This is a genomic window from Clostridium guangxiense, assembly GCF_021043395.1.
GTDB classification, from domain to species: domain Bacteria; phylum Bacillota; class Clostridia; order Clostridiales; family Clostridiaceae; genus Clostridium_S; species Clostridium_S guangxiense.
In genome coordinates this window covers 1-21,470 of record NZ_JAJNKE010000034.1, presented here as the reverse complement: position 1 = coordinate 21,470, position 21,470 = coordinate 1, and the positions used below count along the sequence as shown (strand labels likewise).

Sequence of the window (21,470 nt, the reverse complement as noted above, 5' to 3'; positions counted from 1 at the left end):
TTATTCTATTATATCAAATCTATTTTGTCTTTTAAAATTTCTTATAATCATTCCCTGCGATTTAAACATATCAAATTTTCTATAAAAGCCCACAAGCTTTTCATCACAAATCAAATCAACCATATAATAATCCTTAAGAGTTTCTTTCATACGTTTAAAAAGTTCCGTACCAATACCTTTATTTTTATAATCAGGAAGCACCTCAAAAAGTGGAATATATGCACTTATTACTTTGTCAGAAATAGCATTTATAAACCCTACTACTTTATCTGTTTCCTCATCTATTGCAAGCCAAAAATAAGTGCTTCCTCTTAAAATATCAAGATGCCTTTTAGGTGATGGCGGATTTGACCAATCTACAAAAAAACCTTTAATATTGTCTTCGTTTATATTTTTAATTGAATTTACATACTTAATCATATATCCTTATTCCCTCCGCACTCATTTAAAATAATATACTTTAAATTTATTCAAGACCATTTATTTTGATGAATTAATGTATAAATATAATAAAAAGACGTCAAATTTAAATTTTGCCGTCTTTCTTACAAGCATATTTATTTTCAAGCTTTTGCTAGCTTATATAATACTGCTCCATGAGCTGGAATACTAGGCCTAAGACTATTTTCACTAGTTAACACCTTAACCCGCTTCCATAAATCACGCACAGAAACTACATAATTAATTCCAAGCTTTTCAAAAGAAATATCGAAAGTTTGTGCTTCATCAGATAAATTAAAAATTGCTGCATAGCTGCTGCCGTCATCATTATTGTCCCTACTAACCCATACCGCATGGTTATCATCTCGCTCTATTTGAGCTGCTCCATGTGAAGCAGTTACTAAATGAAGTACTTCATCATTAGTTAAAAGTGCCAGCGTCTTTTCATCCAGCTTTGTAAGTTCAGCCCCAAGCATTAAAGGAGAACGGAATATGCACCAAAGTGTCAGCATTGTAATTTGCTCATCACAAGTAAAATTTGTATAACGTTCTTTACCAAAACCCTTGCCAAGCCAGCCAACAGGAAGCATATCACAATCCGGATAACACCCTTCAGATACATGTTTTTGCCAAACCTCACAGCGTTCAAACATATTTTTTAGCAGCTTCCAATCATCCCAGAAATCATCTGTAATACGCCACATATTTGCATGCTTTTCCAAATGCCAAGCTTTTTCTATAACAGCAGGTCCAGGTGAAAGGCTCAGTACAATATTTCTATTAGAATTTCCAATAGCCTTATGAATCATTTCAATTTCTTTTTCTGCAGAATACGGATTGTTTTTATAAAAATTAGTATTACATATATCGTCCACCTTTACAAAGTCAACACCCCACTCTGCATATAATTCGAAAATTGAATTATAATATTCCTGAGCTCCCAGCTTACTGTAGTCAACACCATACATATCTGGATTCCATCTAGATATAGAATATGGGTTTGCAATCTTATCCGCCGTCACATTAGTGCCCTTAATCTTCATATGCATATGTGCAGCGTATCTTGGAATTCCTCTCATAATATGTATACCAAACTTTAAACCTAAACTATGGATATAGTCTGCCAGAGGACGGAAACCAGCACCATTTTTAGAAGAAGGAAAACGATTTTCAGCCGGAAGCTGCCTTGAATATTCATCCATATTGAAATGGCTAAAGTTAATATACTGATAATTTTCTCTATCAGTACCAGCATTAGGGTCCGACCATTGAATATCAACAACTACATATTCATATCCGTGTGGTTTTAAATATTTTGCCATATACTCTGCATTAGCTCGTACCTCAGACTCATTTACAGTAGTATCATAATAATCAAAACTGTTCCATCCCATAGGCGGAGTTTTTACAAATGAATTCTTTGAAAACATAATTTTATTCCCCTTTTCAAATAATATATTCTTATATTTATATCCATTTTATAGCTTTTACTAATCTAATGATATGGAATAATGTATACTATTCATATTATGATGTTACTTATCGCTGTCTTTAAACCCTGAAAATCAGCTTTAAATACACTTAAAAATCACTTAATTGCAACTGGTATCCATATTTCAACCTTACAAATATCTGCTGCATCATCCCATAAGACATATTTTTCAATAGTAGGTAAGCCTGATTTTCTATACTTGCTTTGAGGAAGAAATTCCTGATTAATTCGCTGCCATACATGATTTAGCACTTGCTCAGATATTTTTCCACTTGCTTCAAAAGTTAGCCATGTAGCAGCTGGATAAATGTATTTATCGAATTCTGGTATATCTTCTTTTTCCCACTCTATACCACACATATAATCATTACTGCCATCCTCCCCAAAACCAAAGCATAAGCCCAAGTCACATATATGACCACTTAACTCCTTCATGGTTTCGGCACTTCCATCTCTTTTAACTATTGCCCAAGTACCTCCTCCATATGGTGTCGTGCGCCTTATTCCGATTACTTTGAAAGGTGCTTTATTAACTATCTTATAATCCATTTTATCAACTCCTTTAATAGTAAGTGCGAAGTATAAACGGCAATAAAATGTGAGCTTTACGTTATTTTTTCTTATCACAGATGGCGCAGCACCATGCAAATGCTTAAAAGCTGCACTGAATGCATCCGATGATTTATAGCCATACTTTAAAGCAATATCAATTACTTTATCATCCGTATTTTGCAATTCATAGGCAGCGCAGGTAAGTTTTCTACGGCGAATGTATTCTGACAATGGTATGCCAGTAATTTGAATAAAAGACCTCTGAAATACAGTAAAAGGACATGCCATAATTCTACTTATCTCATTAGAATCTATTTCGTCATTCAAATTATTTTCCACATAATCTATTACTTTGTTCATTCTATTAACCCAGTCCATTACTTCACCCCCCTAAAACCTATTATAGAATACTACACTATCTTCTTCCCGTTATTTAATGAACGGATATTAACGGATTATAAATTTTATCACTTATCGCTATCTTTAAGTCCAGAAAACCCTGCATACATAAAAAATGATGTGCTCTTATTTTTAACATACTATTTATACCCAATTCATAGCATCAATTATATCTGCATTACTAATAAGGCATATTTTCTTTCCAGCCTTTTTTACATTTAAAAGCACATCAAAAATTACAGAATCCACATTCATTAATGAGTTTTTTAATCTTATATCTTCATTCCAAGTACATCGTTTTCATTTCTTGATTTGCTATATTTAGGTGTTATAAGTGTAAAAAACAAATCAAAAAATACAACTTCTATATGATTATTCATTATTTAATACCACCCCCGAAATTACGAGTATATATAAGCTGAAAAGATAAAATTACCAATACCAAATTCATCCTACTAAACTAGAAGTTGATTCAGAGCACAGAGTACAAAGTACAGAGTACAGTGAAGGTGGATTTACCTTTCGTTTCTCTCAGGTAAATCTTAGAACTTAATAGTGTCAGCTGCGCTGAGCACTATATTTTAAGCGCTTTGCGTGCATTAAGTTTCTAGATTTTTCGAAGCATAGCTGAGAAAAATCATCCTTCACTGTACTCTGTCCTCTGTACTTTGTACTCTGAGTTAAATTCCAGTTTGCCTATCTATATTTTTTACTTCAAGTATTTATCAAACCATTCTGTTATTTCATTAAGTCTTCTTATTTTATGCTTTGGTTTTCCGCTTCTGCTAAGCTCGTGATTTTCTCCTCTAAACATTATAAGTCTTGAATCTACGCCATTATATTTGAGAGCTGTAAACATTTGAAAACCTTCAGCAATCCAACATCTATAATCCTCTTCTGAATGAAGAAAAAGAGTTGGAGTCTTTACTTTGTCAGCATATTTAAGTGGTGAATGCTCCCATAATTTTTCTTGATTGTCCCATGGGGTTGCAAGGTTTTGATCTTCTACAAAGAAATATCCTATATCAGTTGTGCCAAATTTAGATACCCAGTTAGCTATGCTTCTTTGGGATGCTGCTGCTTTAAATCTATCGGTATGTCCTATAATCCAATTTGTCATGAAGCCACCATAGGAACCGCCTGTAACTCCTACTTTATCTTTATCAATAAAAGTAAATTTCTCCAAAACAACATCCATAAACTTCATTATATCATCATAATCTATAGTGCCATATTTTCCTCTTATATCAGAAAATTCATTTCCTTTTCCATCGCTTCCTCTTGGATTGCAGAAGAATACAGCATATCCATGACTTGTCCAATACTGCATTTCATTAAAGAATACTGTTCCATAAACAGTCTTAGGTCCACCATGTATATCAAGAATTGCAGGATATTTTTTATTTTCATCAAAATCACAAGGCTTCATTACCCAGCCCTTTATTGTAACTCCAGATGCTGTTTCAACAGTTATTTCTATAGGTTCTGATATCTTTCTCTCAGTATAAACCCAATCATTAAATCCAGTTAATTTAGTTTCAACTCCATTTTGTAATTTAAATAACTCTTGGAGCTTATTTGGCTTCATACTTATGATTAATGTATTTTCTGCTGCTACGCTTATGCCATCTACAGAACCTTTGCCAAAAGTAACCTTAGATATTTCACCATTTTCATCAATTCTATTTAAGAAAGAACTGTCATCTTCTGTAGTAGTAAAATACAAGTAATTCCTATAAACCTGTACTGAGCTTGAACCACCGTACCTACAGTCTGAACCAACAGAGTTTCCAATTGAACGGTCAAAATCTGGTGTTATGCATTTTGCTTCCTTTGAATTTAAATCAATCAAATAAAATTTTGGATTTTCATTAAGTCCAAGCTTTTTCATATCAGTAGCTGCAAATATAATGCTCTTTTCTGATATAAACGCAGCATAATGATATTCTAGCTTGTTTTGCTCATTGATCTTAACTACTTTTTTGGTTTCAAGATCTAAAATGCTCATATCATCTATAAGCTCCATTTTGTCCTTAAAAGTATTACTTATGATTAAAACCTTTGTTTTTTCTGGGCTAATTTCAAAGTTTCCAACATTCTCATACTCCCCTGTAATTGGCTCAATTTTATTAGTATCTGCATGATATATGTACAGCCTAGTTCTCTTTTTACTTGTAAATGTTCCTCCATTTGTCCAAAATGGTATTTCCTCTAATACTTCATAGTCCTTTTCTTCTTTTCTTGCTTTAAGTTCTTGTGATTTTTCATCATCATTCAAAATATATAATTCTTTTTCATTGAAATTGTATTCAGAAGTAAAGATATATGTATTTTTATCTATTGCCTTTATTGAATTTACATTTTTGTTTATTCTTAAAAATTTTTCTGCTTCTCCTCCATTAATATTGATTTTATAATATTGAGTAAACTCTTCCCCAGCTTTCTTTTTAGCTTTATCTTTATCATCTCTTACATCTGGAAAAATTATATTATCATTGTCTAGCCATAAAAAACTTCTTTCAGTATTAAAACTAGTTAATTTGTAACTTTTTTCACTTTCAAGATTTATTACATATAAATTGGATAAATACTTATTTTCTTCTACATCACTTTCATGTACAACAAAGCATGCATTTTTTTCGTCTGGTGAATGTTTTATTCCTGATAAAAACTTGTAACTTGCTAAATCTTCTACTTTAAAATTTCCCATAAAAAATCCCTCCGCGTAAAATTTAATTGTATATACTAGATTATAATACAAATTTATTAAACTTTTGCATAATAACTAAAAAAATTCTAAATAAATTAATAATATTAATAAATCATATATAATTTATTAATTCACCTCAATATGTTAACATAAATATGTTGTAGAATAATAACTATAAAACAAATCCTAATGAAAAGGAGCTATATAAAACATTATGCAGAGTTCATTATTAAAAAAAAGAAAGTTCTTAATAATTTTTATACTAGCAGTATTTTTCACGTTTATAGGCTTTTATATAGTGACAAATAATGAAAGCTTTTACAAAAGAAATATTGCAAGAATAGTCTCAATATCTGAAAAAAGCATAAATGGAACAGATTCAAACGGAAATACAGAAAAGGTTATAAATCAAAATATTACCGCTGTAATAATGAATGGAAGTCATAAAGGAGAAAAAATAAACCTTCAAAACAGCATATCCTACTCAAAGGTTAATGATTTAAATTTAAAGTTAAAGGATGAAATATTCGTATCAATTAATGTAAATAAAAATAATAAAATAATTTCTTCAAAGATACTTGATTTTAAGCGAGATAAATATCTTTTTTACATTGTAGTAATATTTTTAGCTTTAATTATAATAGTAGGTGGACTAAAGGGATTCAGATCTTTGATAAGTTTAGCTGTAAATACAGCAATATTTTTTATTGTTATAGAACTTTTTCTTAACAACTTTAGCTTACCATTTATATTTATAATTTCAATTCTGATGTTTATTCCATTATCTATGTTTATAGTTTGTGGACTAAATAAAAAAACACTTTCTTCAACAATAGCGGCAATAATCTCAACCGTTATAACTATGCTTATTGCCATAATTATAATTAACATTAATGGTTCTAAAGGAGTGCACTTTGAAGAACTGGAATTTTTAACTCATCCACCTGAAAAAATATTTTATATTGAACTTCTTATAGGTACTTTAGGTGGAATAATGGATATTGCAATTTCAATTTCAGCACCAATAACCGAAATATACATAAAAAATCCTGATATCGAAAAAAAATCACTTATTAAAAGTGGAATGGAAATTGGAAAAGATATAATGGGAACAATGTCAAATACACTTATTTTTGCATATATGAGCGGAAGCATACCAACCATACTGCTGCTTCTTAGAAATAAATTGCCAATTTACAATATCTTTGGTGAATATCTTTCTTTAGAAATTATGAGGGCTCTTACTGGAAGCATTGGAATAGTATTAAGCATTCCAATATCCATTTTTATAACAGTTATTCTTCTAAAAAATGAAGAAATAAAATGATTGGAGATTTTATAAAATTATGAATGTACCATTTATATTATTAATCATTCTTTTAATTTTAATGACTTTAATAGGCGGACAAAGGGGGACAAAATCCTTTTTTACATTACTTTTTAACTTTATAATTATGTTTATATTTTTAATACTCATAGGTGCAAGACTAAATCCAATTACTGTGACTATAGTCGGGTGCATTATCATAAGTTTTACAACCCTTTTTTTCATTAATGGAGTTAATATAAAGACTGTGTCTTCTTTAATTTCAGTTGCTATAGTTGTAATATTGACAATGCTTATAACCTACAACATAGGCAGCAATTCTAACATACAGGGTTTTTCAAGTGAACAGGTTGAAACAACTGCATATTTGTCTGTTTATGTTAACTTGGACTTTACTAAAATAATTGTATGTGAAATTTTATTTGGCCTTTTAGGAGCTATAATAGACGTATCAATTTCAATTTCATCTTCAATGAACGAAATATATAAGTCAGATACTTCCATAACTCGTATAAATCTATTTAAATCAGGTATGTCCATAGGAAAAGATATACTTGGTACAATGACAAACACTCTACTTTTTGCATATATAGGCAGCTTTATGAGTCTTATAATATACTTTAATGAGCTTCATTATTCTTTATCTCAAATATTCAACGGGAAAGTATTCTGCTCTGAAATATTCCAAAGCTTATGCGGCGGAATAGGAATTATTCTTATAATACCTATTACAGCTTTTATATGCTCAAAACTTTTGTTTTTAAAATTACAGCCTAAAGCGAAGTAACAATGCTTCGTTGCGTTAAAAAAATCCAATAAATCTTAGAGAAAAAATCTTAAAATACTTAGATGTTTCAATCTGTCCAAATGACAGTGAGTTACTGAAACTTCTTAGGATTTTAAGATTTTTCCCCTTAGATTTATGGATTTTTTTTAATGTTCCAAGACGCTATCACTTTGCTGTTGTCCCATAATATTGTCCTTGAATGATTTTATCCGAAATACTAAATGCACTGGAAAGATGTTTTAAATCATCTTGGGTTGGATTACCTATAACCTTTCCGTTATCTAGAAGATCATAGTCTTTATTAGTATTTAAAAGATTTCTTCCCATAACATTGTCTTTATAATACTTTTTATCAGCACCCATTAAATATAAAACCGTAGGCATTAAATCAATTTGTCCTCCAGTTACAGTTTTTTCTTCTCCCTGCATTTTGCCACTTCCATCATATATAATTAGGGGGATCTTGAGTTCATCATCTACCATCCAATCTTGAACTCCTGGAGTTTTAGGTATTTCATCTTGAAAATACTTATGTACTCCAGTATGATCTCCGTAAATTGCAACTACAGAATTTTTAAGAATTCCATCCTTTTGAAGCTTATCAAAGAATTCACCAAGCTGCTTATCTGTGTAATGAACACACTGCATATATCCACCTATTTTACTGTCATTAAATGCTTTACTCATCTTAAGTTCTTTATACTTATCAGGAAGAACAAAAGGACTATGACTTGTAAGAGTAACAATAAAGTCGTAAAATGGCTGTTTCTCCTTAGATAACATAGGTTCTACTTGCTTAAAATAAGCACCATCTGATATACCAAGATTTATTTTTTCATATTCATTAAAATGTGAAGAGTCTATCCTGCTATCAAAGCCACCCATAGCGGTAAGCGCAGGCATCCAGTTCCAGTACATAGCCTTATCAGGATGTATTGCCATAGTACTATAATTATACTTTTTCATTATAATTGGCAATGAATTGTACTCATTATCTGGAAATCTAAAAAATGTACTTCCTTTTCTAACGGGATATACTGAAGCATTTGTCATAAGATCAGCATCAGAGCTTACTCCCAAATTTACATTTTCATGATAGTTGGAAAAGTATATACTATTTTTTAATAACTTATTTAGATTTGGTGTAATTTCTTGTCCATTAATCTTTTCGTTAATAACAAAGTTTTCAAGTGATTCAAGCTGTAATACAATAAGATTTTTGCCCTTGAACATTCCACTATACTTGTTATCTGGTAAATTTTCTTCATTGTCTTTATACCATTTCTTTATGTCATTTTTATCCTTAGCTTTAAGCTTCTCTGGTTGTAAGTCTTTAAAAAAATCAACAGCATCATATACATGATATCCTATTGGAGATATCCTTTGCATCGTATATATAGGATTCCATCTTTTATCTACCCAATAGCTGTAGGTATAATTATGAAAAACATTTATACAAGTTGGTATATATAATATTGCAACTACAGTTAAGCATACAAACGCTTTTACATTTCTTTTACAAGAACTGCATATTTGTTTGAAATAGATATACACAATTGTTACGATCAAAATATCAAATACAAATATTACATCTATACTTCTTCCCATAGCAAATATGCTCCCCTGAAGGTTGTCCAAATTTGCTGTTTCTTTTAAAAGATGTAATGATATAAATGAATTAAAACCCCTGAAGTACCAAAGATCCGCCAAAATTAATATAGATATAATAAAGTTCAAAATTATCAAACAATATCCCCTGGCTCTGCCTTGAAACAAAAACGAAATTGATAAGTATCCTAAAATAAATATCAAAAAGATGGCATATGAAGCTACTTTAAAAAAACCATCAAAGATTTCTACTAAACTAGAACCGCTTGCTGTAACAAATCCAACAAATATTGAAAATTTTAAAATTAGAACTAAGAATGTATATATAAAAAACAAGTCTGGTTTTACATTTTTAATTTTCCCAATAAATTTATTCATTTTTTCTCCTCTCATGGTAACTCCTACTCATTTGTAAAATGCAGCTTATTCTAAGCTGCATTTTATATATTTACAACATTAAATTATATCAAAGTCCCTGAGAACAATCTATAAATAAATAGTTTCATTTTGTTTACAAAAATTATAGGATTAATGACTCTATTTTTGCTCCTTAAATTCCGCATCTATAGCTTTTGCTGCTTTTCTTCCAGCTGCCATAGCTAAAATTACAGTTTGTGGTCCTGTAACATTATCTCCACCAGCATAAACATGCGGTTTTGATGTTTTTCCTGTTTCTTCATCTACAACAAAACAATTTTTTCTATTTACCTCTATATTATCTGTAGTTAATGGAATTAAATTGCTTGCTCTTGTACCAATTGCCATTATGACCATATCTGAATCTATTACAAACTCTGAGCCTTCTATTTCCACAGGTCTTCTTCTTCCAGATTCGTCTGGTTCACCAAGCTCCATCTTTATACATTTAACACCCTTTACAAATCCATTTTTGTCTCCGATGATTTCAATTGGATTTGTAAGCAAGTGGAATTGTATTCCTTCTGCTTTTGCGAATTTTATTTCCTCAACTCTTGCTGGCATTTCTTTTTCAGTTCTTCTGTAAACAATATGAGCTTCAGCTCCAACTCTAATTGCGGCACGTACAGCATCAATTGCAACATTTCCACCGCCTACTACTACAACCTTCTTACCAGCTATAAGAGGTGTATCATATTCAGCGTCATAATCCTTCATTAGATTATTTTTAGTTAAAAACTCATTTGCAGAGCATACTCCATTTAAGCTTTCTCCTGATATGCCCATAAAGTTTGGCACTGCTGCACCTGTTCCTAAAAATACAGCACTAAAGCCTTCTTCATTTAACAAGTCATCTACGCTAAGAGTTCTTCCAACCAACACATTTTTTTCTATTTTAACTCCAAGTTCTTTTAAATTGTCAACTTCGTATCTAACTACCTCTTTAGGAAGTACAAATTCTGGTATACCCCAAGCAAGTACTCCACCAAGTTCATGCAAAGCTTCAAAAATTGTAACACCATATCCAAGCTTAGCTAAATCTCCTGCACAAGCAAGTCCTGCTGGTCCACTTCCGACAACAGCAACCTTTTTTCCTGCATCCGGTGCTTTATCCATAAATTTAACATTATTATTTCTGCACCAATCTGCTACAAATCTTTCAAGCTTTCCTATTGATGTAGGTTCGCCTTTTATACCAAGAACACATCCGCCTTCACACTGCAATTCTTGTGGACAAACTCTTCCACAAACTGCTGGAAGTGTGCTTGTTTTTGATATTATTTCGCCAGCCTTCGCATAATCACCCTCTTTTATGCACTTTATAAATGCGGGAATATTATTTGAAACTGGGCAATTTTTTACACACCTTGGATTTTTACATTGAAGACATCTTTCTGCCTCTATTTTAGCTTCGTTAGGACTATATCCAAGACAAACTTCATTGAAATTTTTTATTCTATCTTTAACTTCCTGTTCTTTCATAGGTGTTCTTTTCATTCTATCCAAGGTTAGCACCCCTCTTTCTCTACTGCAGCTTCATTACCTGCATGCTGCGCTCTGTATTTCTTTTTTGCCTCAAAACTTGAGTATATGTTTTGTCTTATCATAACTTCATCAAAGTCTACAAGATGACCATCAAATTCTGGTCCATCTGAACAAGCAAACTTTATCTCTTCTCCTACATTTACTCTACATGCCCCACACATTCCTGTTCCATCAAGCATTAAAACATTAAGACTAACTATTGTTTTTATGTTTTTCTCCTTTGTTACCTCACAAACTTCCTTCATCATTTTAACAGAACCCATACAAACAACCAAAGTATAGTCTTCATTTTCTAGTATATGTTTTGCAACCTTATCTATATTGCCATTGTATTCTCCATCCTCATCTTGGAAGGATATATATGTTTTATTTGCTATTTTACTTATTTCTTCTTTAAACATCAGCCTATCCTTATTTTTAAAGCTCAACAAAGCATCGGCATGTACATTATTACCATGAAGACATTTTAATTCAGTATAAATTCTTAGAGATGCAGAATCTTCAGATATAAAAAGAACCTTCTCCTTTGATTCATTTTTTATCTTTAATAACTGAGATGGCTGCCCTAAAGGTCCAGTTGCATCTAAAATAAACTGACCACTTTCAAGTTTTGACATATATTCAGTAGTTTTTCCCACTTTTCTGAAAACTATAGTTACAGTCCCTTTTTCCTTATCTACATCACAAATCGAAAAAGGTACCTTTTCTCCTCTTTCATGTACTCTAAGTATAACAAACTGCCCTGGTTTAAAAGCTTTAGCTATTCTTGAGGCTTCAAATTCCATAATATATACATCATCAGCAGCTTTAAGCATTTTTATAATCTTATGCATATTCATCTCTCCTAATTTTTAAGAATAACACTATAATCATATATTTTATCATAAAAATAAATAATTATAAACAAAAAACCTACAGGATTAATATCCCATAGGTCTTATCATTTATGGTTTTGTTCTAAATAAGAGTTAATTTTTACACTTATTTAAAACATATCTTTATTTATTTACAACATAAGTTTTTGCTAATTTATCATGAAGTCCTTGCTTATACTCTGATGAAAGCATAAATATAAATATTACAATAGTGTATGCAAATCCTACGTACGATACTATTGATGCTGCGCTAACACCAGCATTTAATTTTGGTGGTCCTTGAATTATATACAAAATATCAGTAACTATTGAAAAAACATAAAATATTACAAATCTCTCCAAAGCAGTTACTATAGATATTCTCCTACCATCCTCATTGGTTATTTTCATTCCAAGCAGCATCTTTCCAAGGGAACCTTGTTTTGGTGAACTTTCTAAAAATATAAAATATGCAATTGTTATTATTAAAGTTATTATTGTATAAGTTCTAAATGCTTGAACATCAATAGCTTTACCAGATGCAATATTTAATGACGCTGTAAGAGAACTATATCCCACTAACTTTCCTATAATCATCTCAACTATAAATAAAATTATACTGTCAATAATATAGGCTAAAATTCTTTTAAAGACTCCAGTGTACTCAACTTCATATTCATCACTAATTTTACTGTTACCTACATTTTGAATGTCTTCTGTTAAACTTGCTCCACATTTTTCACAAATCTTTGCTTCATCAGGATTCTCTGATCCACATGTTGGACAATACATAAATAATATTCCTCCTTAATTTTTAATTAGTGTAACATTTTACCATATAATTTTATCACACAACACACAAATTTGCTATATACATATCTACAATAAACTTATATAATAATTGCCTAATTGCATATATCTGCAAACTCTATATTGACCTTTTCTTTCGTATTATCGATATTGCTATCAGATATAGATTTAACACTGTTATAGTCATCAATTACTTGATTATCATCTGATGGAAGTTTTATTATAAATTTCGTCCCTATATTTTCTTTACTTTCAAATCTTATTGTTCCAGAATTCATTTCAATTATGGACTTTACAAGAGATAATCCAATTCCACTTCCCTTAGATCTTCTTATTAAGGAATTATCTACCTGAGTAAATCTTTTAAAAATCAAATACTGCTTTTGTTCAGGAATACCTATACCATCATCTTTCACTTCTATTGTTATACTTCCGTCTCTGGTATCGTGTATATTAACCCACACATGTCCATCATTCTTTCTAAACTTTACAGCATTTGAAAATAAATTAAGCATAACTCTCTCTATCATATCTGAATCACAATCAACATATTTTTCTTCTACATCTGTATCAAATATAAGATCCATATTTTTCTCATGAAGATATGTAACTATAGACATTGATATATTCTCAACCAAACTTACAATTTCACGCCTAGCTACATTAGGTTTTAAAAATCCAGCTTCAATTTTTGTTATATCAATTAAATTACTTATAATTCTTAAAAGTCTATAGCAATTTTGTTTTATAACCTTCATATAACATTCAATTTTATCATCTTTTATATTATCCTTTTCCATATGCATTTGCATAACTTGGAGTGAACTATATATAACGTTTATTGGAGTCCTAAGTTCATGAGACACATTTGCAAAGAATTCCCCTCTTAATTTGTCTTTATTTTTTGCTTGTATAAGTTCCTTTTCATTTTTCTCTGCTTTCATCTGCTTCGAAAGGTTCTTCACAACACTCAGTATCATGTCTTTACCATCTATATTCACTTTTGTTGAGTTAACCTCTACCATAATTCTATTGCCGTCAAAGCAAACTATTTCTTCCTTAATACCACTTATTTCTTTACCTTGGCAAAGTAATTTGTTATATTGATTAAATTTTTTAATATATTCACTTCCTATAAGTTTTATGACGTTAAACCCTTTAAATTCTTCACATGAACAAGCTTTTGTCATTTCTATCATAGAATTATTTGCAAAAACAATATCATTATCACTTCTTATGATAACTCCATCTGACATAAACTCAAAAATATTTTTATATGCATTTTTTAAACTATTAATTTCATTACTTTTATCATTTATCTGTTTACGTAAATTACCCACTTGGTTTTGTAGTGTAGTTTTAATTATAACATCACATATAATAGCCGTTCCTATTAAAGAAAAAAACTCACTATACCCGTATAAATAATAAAAAATCGGTATGAATTTTAGAGATATTATATGTGAAACCATAAGTATAATATCAGCTGTTATAAGGCTTCTTAAAATTCCAACATTTCGAAGCTTATTTGAATTCTTATATATTATAATCAAACATACAAAAAGCATTAATAAAAATAGAAGTTTACTAAAGCCTATTATATCTTGTAGTTTTAAAGTATTATAAGAATTAAAATATTTTTCTTTAGCCACTATTATTGCTACAATCAACAAAGGTATTACCCCATATATGATCTGGACTTTTTTTAATATTTTATCATTAACTGAAGTTTTTAATATTTTAAAAAATACAATTGCTGATGTATATACTATACTCTGCATTATAAACTTGAGTGCATAAAAAGTGTTTGGAACATCATTTACAATATTTCTATCCTTAATAATTGCAATGAAAAAAACAATATTTATTATTGAAATAACTCCAAGAATTATTTCTAAATACATAAATACTGCTTTATGAGAAATTTTGTAGGCAATTGTAACCGACATAAGCATACACAGTTTTAATAACAGATTAAACAGCTCTATAGTGCCCACATATATTTTGCTATTTGTAAAAATGGCTAGCAATGCCATATACAACAATGCCGCTGCCCCCAAAAATAAAAGCATTGTACTTATTTTACATAAACCTTTCAACTCACCTTCATTTCCTTTATGACTATTATTGCTATCCATTTTAATCCCCCGCAATCAAAAATATATAATAAAACTACCCTAGTCTCATAAAAGCACCTTGTTAAAACTTTAATTATCGGTACATCACATATAACTTTTTATAATAATACAATAAAAAGTGCACAAATTGAGCACCTTTTATTGCATTTACTGTTATATTTATCTCTTTTGTATCTAATTATATAATTATTATTTACATATTTATGTAATCCGGATTAAAATCTATACATAGTATATATTCACTGCTATCTAAATTTTTAAATGCGGCTGATATTGTTATACATAAATTACCTGTCGCAAGAGATATATACGGTTCAGTAACATATTTTTCAAGGCTCATACTCTTCAAGTAATAATAATATTTCTTCAAGGAATGATCGGTTCCATTTTTTGCAGGCTGAAATATGAGTGCTCTTTGTTCACGCATATTAGTACATTTTGTAGATGTATCACCAATTTGGACTCCATTTTTATCTAATATATATGCACATTCTAATTCACTGTATTTTTCAATAACTTTATCAATGATTTCTTGGAATTTACCCTCTTTAGATTGCGAAAGTTTTTCCAGTACTTTGCTAATTATATCATCATAACTTTTGTGAATATCCTCTCTTGCATGTATTTCTTCTTGCATATAATCTTTATACTTTGCTGCTGTTTCGCTTATAAACTCTTTAAGTTCACCTATATTGCTGTCGGTAATATCATTATTATTTCTAAAATATTCTCCTTCAAGCATATCAGCGCCAAGCTCCATTATTATCATGGCTTCTTGTTCAGTCTCTATTTCTTCACATACTACAAGAGCCCCTATTTTCTTTGAAAGATTAACAAGAGATTTAAATATTTCTTGTTTGTAATAATCCAATTCTATTCCTTTTGTTATAGCTTTATTTATTTTTATTATGTCTGGTTCTACATATGATATTTTATCCATATTTACAAAACCAGCGCCAAGATTTTTAAGTGATATGAGAAACCCTTTGCTTCTATATAGATATATGAATTGCTTTAGAGATTCAACATTATCTATTTTCTCTTCTACAATTTCAAGGACAACATTTTTAGCTGATATATTGCTATCTGATATTTGATTCATTATTATTCCAGAACCAATATACTTATCAATTATAGCTATATTTATGTTTATAAACAAAAGCAGTTCTTTGTTATCTTTGCAAAGATTCTGAAATCTTTCGATAGCTTTTTCCCTATATAGCCTATCAAGTTCTATTGCAATTCCTTCCTTTTCAGCGAGTTTAAAAAGTTTTGATGGGGGTATATTTTTACCTTTTTCATCGGAGACTCCTAAAAAAATCGCTTCAAGTCCTATTACTGACTTTTGTATTACAGATACTACTGGTTGAAATCCTATGTTTAGATTTTTATCAGCTACTATTTTTTTTATATCAACTGCACTTGCTTTCATCAATAGATCACCTTCCCTTAATCTTATATCTTATTATACAGTATATTTATAAATAAAACAATAAAAGTCGGGCTACACCTTACGATGTAATCCGACTTATTTAAAATTATTTTTATATTAAAGAAGTAGAATTTTTTTCATCTATTCTAGCAGAATCTATCTTAGCAAACTTACCATTAGATGTGTCAAATATACCTTTAGTAATTATAGTATTCATTGCATTTGAAACTTCATCCTTAGTAATATCGTCCCTTACATTTGAAACATTTAAAGATGCCTTTTTACCTGTATCAGTTAAAAATGTCATAACTAAATTTTTAGCCATTTAAATCCCTCCTATTATCCATTTATAATCTTACTATGATCTACCTTTTCTACTCCAGTTACTGAAACTGACATAAGTGACGCTAGAACATTTGCAACTGCATAAATATCATCATCTGTAGCTGTAATATCTACATTTGAAAATTTAACTGTCTTTTCTTTATCTTTTCCGTCTGCTCCTTTACCTAATGAATATACAAGTTGAATTGCTGTTTGAAACTTCGTAGCATTTGCTGCCATATTATCAACCCCTTTCACCTTGTATATATGGTTAATTTTTAAAAGTGCTAAGAAAATTTGAAAAAACTAAAAAAAGTACAGATTTGTTATATACCATTACCTCACATACAATTAAGCACTTGCACTAACTATAGTAGTATATATTTTTTCAAGTAAAGTAAGTGCTCCTTTATATCCTATATAAGATTTTGATATAACAACTTCATAAGACGCTGGAAATCCTATTTCAACTATAGAACCCTTCAATTCTTTTGCCAAATCTCTTTCCCACGTAGTTCCAAATATAATTGGTGGTTTATGTCCAAAATCAGTTTTTCTTATTTTGTCATGAATTGTGTAACTATCTTCTTCAAATTCCACATCTAATGAAACATCCTCTGCTATATGTTTATATTCTTCTCTAATTATATCTCTATATTTTTGAGGGGGATTTTCAGTTATAATTTGTTTTGCAGGTATCAATCCAAGCTGATTCACTAAAAACTTTGTTATAGCTAAGTTATATGCACTATCACCTACAATGGCAAATTTAGCCGGAAGCCCCCACCAATACTCTGCATAAAAATCAGAAAAATCCTCTAAATACTGATAATATCTTTTTTCCTCAGCTTCAATAAATTTCTCAGCCTTACTTTTATCAATTCCCGCAAAATCAACAACTTTTCTTAAAAATTCACTGGTTTCCTTAGCTCCTATTGGTATCACAGGAATATGCAAATATGGCTGATTGTATTTAATTTTTAGATGCTCAGCAGTTTTAAGTCCAAGCCATGGGGATAAAACTAAATTGAATTGTGCTTTCTTAATATTTTTCCATTCAGAAATGCCTTTGCTTTCATGACCAAATAAAATATTTACCTCAAAGCCTACGCCTTCTAAAATCCTCTTGATTTCTGTAAGATCACCTCTCCAAAAAGTATTGTGATACGGAAGAAGTGACCACACATTTAAAAGACCCTTTTGCTTAGGGCCATCATAATCTCCTACATATTGATTAATAATGGCCTCTGTCACCAATTCATGTCCTATAAAATTATTTCCTTTAAACCCTCCCGTTTCCGCATATACTACTGGAAAATTCTTGTCTTGAAATTCACCAACTACAGCGCCAACATCATCTCCTACAATATCTGGAATACAGCCTGTCATAACTACAAATAAATCTGCATCTAAAACCTTGAAGGAAGCTTCAATTAATTCTCTAAGTCTATTCGCACCTCCAAATACAACTTCTTTTTCATGTATATTAGTACTAGGCACAACAGAAGCCCCTCCGTATCCTCCACCTTGAAATCCATTATAAAAACTTATATTTGCAGTTTGCTTATCAGCACAACCTGGTCCACAGTGGGTAATTGGAATTACTCTTGGAATTGCAAAGACACTATGCATTGCCCCAATAGCACAGCCATACCTAACCTGCTCAATTGAATTAGACACTATCCTCACTCCTTCCCCACAGCATAATTTTGCTTTTCAAGTATATATGGATCTGTTTGCTCAAGCCACCACTTTGTATATGGCAGTTTTACATGCTTAGATAAATCTTCATGAAATTTTTTATGTGCAAGTATTTCAAGAATTGTTTCACCTAAATTTAGAATTCCCTGATAACCTACAGCATGATGTTCATCACCAAGTGGTGCAGCTGGAATTCCCATACGTGAAGCAAGTGGAGCAAGACCATTATGTCTTATAAGAATAAAATCTGGTTTTACTTTTTTAAGTAATCCATAAAACTGATATTGCTGTTTGTTGCTTACACTAAAGTTTGGAACATCATCGTAGTGCTTTACCAAAAAAGCTAAAGAATCCTTACTTTCATCATTATTGTCATACACAGGATCATGATGAAATACAAGCGAGCCATCAGCCTGAATTCCAAGCTCTTTAAGCACTGCAATAAGCCCATGTGCATATGCAGAACCTGTTGCAACATAGCCTTTTTTACCATTTAAAAGTCTTCTAAGTTCTCTCAATTTTGGAGCTATTCTTTCATGTTCTCTTTCTATATAAGCCTCTGCCTTTTCCTCCCTATGTGTCACCTTCGCAAGTTCTCGTATCCAGGCATCTGTACCGGCAATTCCATACGGCTGTGGCGCTTTAACCTCTGGTACTCCGAATTGTTCTTCTAAAACAGCCCCAATATAAGATGATAAAGTATGACAAAATGTAACAGTAGCTGCTGCTTCCGAAAGCTTTTCAAGGTCTTCAACCTTTGCTAGGTCTACAGCATAATTTACCCTAAGACCTAGTTCTTTAAGTATTGGTGTAAAAACATCACTTCCCCAGAGATTTATTACATTAACCAAATCTTCTTGTTTTTGGGGATGCTTATTAACTATCTGCCTTAAGATTCCATGCTGTGTTGCATCAAAACCTGTACTCCAATGTTTTGACATAAATCCTTCGCAGGGTATTGGAATGATTGGTATCTTAAGTTCTTCCTGCATTTTAGTTGTTATGCTATCTATATCCTCTCCAATTATTCCTGCAGCACAAGAGGTCCCAACAAAAATTGCTTTTGGATGATGTCTATCCCACGCATCTCTTATAGATTGTTCTAATTTATCAAGTGCTCCAAACACTGTATCTGTTTCCTTCATATTAGTATTTATTATCTTTATATTTTCAATTGGCAAATTTCTAATAGCTAAACCATTTCTATATATGGAATTGTATGATATTTGACCAGCTCCACAGCCTATTGGTGCATGCTGAATTAAAACTGCATCTCTTACATTTCCAGCCTGACACTCCACCATCTGCTCACTACACGTTGAACCTTGTGTAAATGGGCCTACAGCTTCACAAAGCCTCTTTCCTCCGTTGCCCTTACATCCAGCGCAGGTAAATGCAGAATCTTTAGATAACTCTGAAGCTTTTCCAGTTCTCCAACCAATTATAGTTCCAAGACGCTTTTCACGGGTTTTTACCACTGAAGTTTTAAGATCAAATTTCATTAACTTTACCTCCTCATCAATTTAAATAAAAATTTTATAGATAGACAACTTGAAACTTTAAAATTGCAATCTCCAAATTTATCCTGATAAACTGGAATTTAACTCAGAGTACAGAGTACAGAGGACAGAGTACAGTGAAGGATGATTTTTCTCCGCTGTCGCTACAAAAAATCTTAAACTTAATGCACGCAAAGCGCTTAAAATATAGTGCTCAGCGTAGCTGACACTATTAAGTTCTAAGATTTACCTGAGAGAAACGAAAGGTAAATCCACCTTCACTGTACTCTGCACTTTGTACTCTGTGCTCTGAATCAACTTCCAGTTTGTAAGGATAAATTTGGTATTGGTAATTTAAATATTTCAGCTTGTTTATCTATAATATATATAGTGAAACCATTTCAACTATTAAAATTCATGTGCACCATAATGCCCAGAAGACGACGGCATTTTGGTACAAGTAAATTTCAAGTTTCAAGGTGATTTATCTTTAGCAGTTTATATTGCCTGTTCTACTAACCCATGTGTCAAAACTATCTCTTCAAGTCTCCTTTGTGTCATTGGCTTTGGAATCACAAAATTTTTATTTTTTTCTATTGCCTCTGCCAATGACCTATACTCATTTGCTTGATTTGACTCTGGAGAAAATTGTATTACAGTTTGCTTATTAATCTCTGCCTTTTGAACTACATTATCCCTTGGTACAAAATAAATAAGCTGTGTACCTAATTCCTCTGCAAATGCCTCCAGCAGTTCCTTTTCGTTGTCTACCTTTCTGCTATTGCATATAATTCCACCCAATCTAACTCCGCCCTTATTAGCATATTTTTGTACTCCCTTTGATATATTATTTGCTGCATAAAGCGCCATCATTTCTCCACTAGCCACAATATATATTTCTTTTGCTTTACCTTCACGAATTGGCATAGCAAACCCACCACAAACAACGTCACCTAAAACGTCATAAAAAACATAATCCAAATCTTCTGTATATGCTCCAAGGCTTTCAAGCATGCTTATAGACGTTATAATACCTCTCCCAGCGCATCCTACTCCTGGTTCAGGTCCACCCGATTCTACACATCTAATTCCATTAAATCCTCTTTTCATTAAATAATTTAAATCTACATCCTCTCCTTCTTCCCTCAAGGTATCTAAAACCGTTCTCTGTGCAAGTCCACCTAAAAGCAATCTTGTAGAATCAGCCTTTGGATCACAGCCTACTACCATAACATTTTTTTCTCTTTCAGATAAGCCTGCAGTCAAGTTTTGTGTTGTTGTAGATTTACCTATTCCACCTTTTCCATAAATAGCTATCTGTCGCATAATATACACTCCTCCTAAATTTATTTGCCTTTATAGATAAACAAGCTGAAATATTTAAATTACCAATACCAAATTTATCCTTACAAACTGGAATTTGTCGAGCACTAT

Annotated in this window: 17 protein-coding genes; 2 read left to right on the top strand and 15 right to left on the bottom strand. The window is 31.2% G+C overall.

The window, feature by feature from the left end:
• The 4 genes from LQK79_RS16115 to LQK79_RS16100 all read right to left on the bottom strand — a co-directional run bounded on the left by LQK79_RS16115 (position 1) and on the right by LQK79_RS16100 (position 5,594).
• Positions 1–420 carry a GNAT family N-acetyltransferase gene (locus tag LQK79_RS16115; protein ID WP_231017185.1) on the bottom strand — a complete coding sequence of 140 codons (420 nt, stop codon included), beginning with the start codon at positions 418–420 and terminating at the stop codon, positions 1–3.
• Positions 421–563: 143 nt separating this feature from the next.
• Positions 564–1,871 carry a glycoside hydrolase family 27 protein gene (locus LQK79_RS16110; RefSeq protein WP_231017184.1) on the bottom strand — a complete coding sequence of 436 codons (1,308 nt, stop codon included), beginning with the start codon at positions 1,869–1,871 and terminating at the stop codon, positions 564–566.
• Positions 1,872–2,029: 158 nt separating this feature from the next.
• Complete coding sequence (locus tag LQK79_RS16105) at positions 2,030–2,863, bottom strand: AraC family transcriptional regulator (protein ID WP_231017183.1); 834 nt, start codon at positions 2,861–2,863, stop codon at positions 2,030–2,032.
• 730 nt (positions 2,864–3,593) lie between these two features.
• Positions 3,594–5,594: an alpha/beta hydrolase family protein gene (locus LQK79_RS16100; RefSeq protein WP_231017182.1), complete on the bottom strand. Its 2,001-nt coding sequence runs from the start codon at positions 5,592–5,594 to the stop codon at positions 3,594–3,596.
• A gap of 214 nt (positions 5,595–5,808) precedes the next feature.
• On the opposite strand from LQK79_RS16100, the gene LQK79_RS16095 reads away from it, so the two are divergent.
• Entirely contained in the window at positions 5,809–6,921 is a 1,113-nt protein-coding gene (locus LQK79_RS16095; RefSeq protein WP_053242267.1) for a YibE/F family protein, read from the top strand.
• A gap of 19 nt (positions 6,922–6,940) precedes the next feature.
• Entirely contained in the window at positions 6,941–7,708 is a 768-nt protein-coding gene (locus LQK79_RS16090) for a YibE/F family protein (protein ID WP_053242268.1), read from the top strand.
• Between the two features lie 165 nt (positions 7,709–7,873).
• On the opposite strand, the gene LQK79_RS16085 is transcribed toward LQK79_RS16090, so the two are convergent.
• From LQK79_RS16085 to nifH, 11 genes are all read right to left on the bottom strand, one after another.
• A complete protein-coding gene (locus tag LQK79_RS16085; protein WP_231017181.1) occupies positions 7,874–9,694 on the bottom strand; it encodes an LTA synthase family protein in 1,821 nt (606 codons plus the stop codon).
• Positions 9,695–9,853: 159 nt separating this feature from the next.
• Complete coding sequence (gene gltA, locus LQK79_RS16080) at positions 9,854–11,239, bottom strand: NADPH-dependent glutamate synthase (RefSeq protein WP_231017180.1); 1,386 nt, start codon at positions 11,237–11,239, stop codon at positions 9,854–9,856.
• Positions 11,240–11,241: 2 nt separating this feature from the next.
• Positions 11,242–12,111: a sulfide/dihydroorotate dehydrogenase-like FAD/NAD-binding protein gene (locus LQK79_RS16075; protein WP_231017179.1), complete on the bottom strand. Its 870-nt coding sequence runs from the start codon at positions 12,109–12,111 to the stop codon at positions 11,242–11,244.
• A gap of 165 nt (positions 12,112–12,276) precedes the next feature.
• Positions 12,277–12,924 carry an RDD family protein gene (locus LQK79_RS16070; protein ID WP_053242271.1) on the bottom strand — a complete coding sequence of 216 codons (648 nt, stop codon included), beginning with the start codon at positions 12,922–12,924 and terminating at the stop codon, positions 12,277–12,279.
• A gap of 113 nt (positions 12,925–13,037) precedes the next feature.
• A complete protein-coding gene (locus LQK79_RS16065; RefSeq protein WP_231017178.1) occupies positions 13,038–15,080 on the bottom strand; it encodes a PAS domain-containing sensor histidine kinase in 2,043 nt (680 codons plus the stop codon).
• Positions 15,081–15,273: 193 nt separating this feature from the next.
• Complete coding sequence (locus tag LQK79_RS16060; RefSeq protein WP_231017177.1) at positions 15,274–16,512, bottom strand: EAL domain-containing protein; 1,239 nt, start codon at positions 16,510–16,512, stop codon at positions 15,274–15,276.
• A 112-nt stretch (positions 16,513–16,624) separates the two neighbouring features.
• Positions 16,625–16,837 (bottom strand): DUF2922 domain-containing protein, encoded by a 213-nt coding sequence (locus LQK79_RS16055; RefSeq protein ID WP_231017176.1) that lies wholly within the window; start codon positions 16,835–16,837, stop codon positions 16,625–16,627.
• 14 nt (positions 16,838–16,851) lie between these two features.
• A complete protein-coding gene (locus LQK79_RS16050) occupies positions 16,852–17,076 on the bottom strand; it encodes a DUF1659 domain-containing protein (RefSeq protein WP_053242274.1) in 225 nt (74 codons plus the stop codon).
• Between the two features lie 111 nt (positions 17,077–17,187).
• The gene (locus LQK79_RS16045; RefSeq protein WP_231017198.1) at positions 17,188–18,468 is read right to left on the bottom strand and encodes a nitrogenase component 1; all 1,281 of its coding nucleotides are present in this window, start codon (positions 18,466–18,468) and stop codon (positions 17,188–17,190) included.
• Positions 18,469–18,521: 53 nt separating this feature from the next.
• Positions 18,522–20,039 (bottom strand): nitrogenase component 1, encoded by a 1,518-nt coding sequence (locus tag LQK79_RS16040; RefSeq protein ID WP_231017175.1) that lies wholly within the window; start codon positions 20,037–20,039, stop codon positions 18,522–18,524.
• Positions 20,040–20,534: 495 nt separating this feature from the next.
• Positions 20,535–21,362, bottom strand: coding sequence for a nitrogenase iron protein (gene nifH / locus LQK79_RS16035; RefSeq protein ID WP_053243636.1), 828 nt, complete (start codon positions 21,360–21,362; stop codon positions 20,535–20,537).
• Between the last annotated feature and the right edge of the window lie 108 nt (positions 21,363–21,470).

What these genes read in the sequence shown, in the direction of transcription:
- LQK79_RS16115 (WP_231017185.1), bottom strand. Translation starts at nt 420, where the DNA reads ATGATTAAGTATGTAAATTCAATTAAAAATATAAACGAAGACAATATT.
- LQK79_RS16110 (WP_231017184.1), bottom strand. Translation starts at nt 1,871, where the DNA reads ATGTTTTCAAAGAATTCATTTGTAAAAACTCCGCCTATGGGATGGAAC.
- LQK79_RS16105 (WP_231017183.1), bottom strand. Translation starts at nt 2,863, where the DNA reads ATGGACTGGGTTAATAGAATGAACAAAGTAATAGATTATGTGGAAAAT.
- LQK79_RS16100 (WP_231017182.1), bottom strand. Translation starts at nt 5,594, where the DNA reads ATGGGAAATTTTAAAGTAGAAGATTTAGCAAGTTACAAGTTTTTATCA.
- LQK79_RS16095 (WP_053242267.1), top strand. Translation starts at nt 5,809, where the DNA reads ATGCAGAGTTCATTATTAAAAAAAAGAAAGTTCTTAATAATTTTTATA.
- LQK79_RS16090 (WP_053242268.1), top strand. Translation starts at nt 6,941, where the DNA reads ATGAATGTACCATTTATATTATTAATCATTCTTTTAATTTTAATGACT.
- LQK79_RS16085 (WP_231017181.1), bottom strand. Translation starts at nt 9,694, where the DNA reads ATGAATAAATTTATTGGGAAAATTAAAAATGTAAAACCAGACTTGTTT.
- LQK79_RS16075 (WP_231017179.1), bottom strand. Translation starts at nt 12,111, where the DNA reads ATGCATAAGATTATAAAAATGCTTAAAGCTGCTGATGATGTATATATT.
- LQK79_RS16070 (WP_053242271.1), bottom strand. Translation starts at nt 12,924, where the DNA reads ATGTATTGTCCAACATGTGGATCAGAGAATCCTGATGAAGCAAAGATT.
- LQK79_RS16065 (WP_231017178.1), bottom strand. Translation starts at nt 15,080, where the DNA reads ATGGATAGCAATAATAGTCATAAAGGAAATGAAGGTGAGTTGAAAGGT.
- LQK79_RS16060 (WP_231017177.1), bottom strand. Translation starts at nt 16,512, where the DNA reads ATGAAAGCAAGTGCAGTTGATATAAAAAAAATAGTAGCTGATAAAAAT.
- LQK79_RS16055 (WP_231017176.1), bottom strand. Translation starts at nt 16,837, where the DNA reads ATGGCTAAAAATTTAGTTATGACATTTTTAACTGATACAGGTAAAAAG.
- LQK79_RS16050 (WP_053242274.1), bottom strand. Translation starts at nt 17,076, where the DNA reads ATGGCAGCAAATGCTACGAAGTTTCAAACAGCAATTCAACTTGTATAT.
- LQK79_RS16045 (WP_231017198.1), bottom strand. Translation starts at nt 18,468, where the DNA reads ATGCATAGTGTCTTTGCAATTCCAAGAGTAATTCCAATTACCCACTGT.
- LQK79_RS16040 (WP_231017175.1), bottom strand. Translation starts at nt 20,039, where the DNA reads ATGAAATTTGATCTTAAAACTTCAGTGGTAAAAACCCGTGAAAAGCGT.
- nifH (WP_053243636.1), bottom strand. Translation starts at nt 21,362, where the DNA reads ATGCGACAGATAGCTATTTATGGAAAAGGTGGAATAGGTAAATCTACA.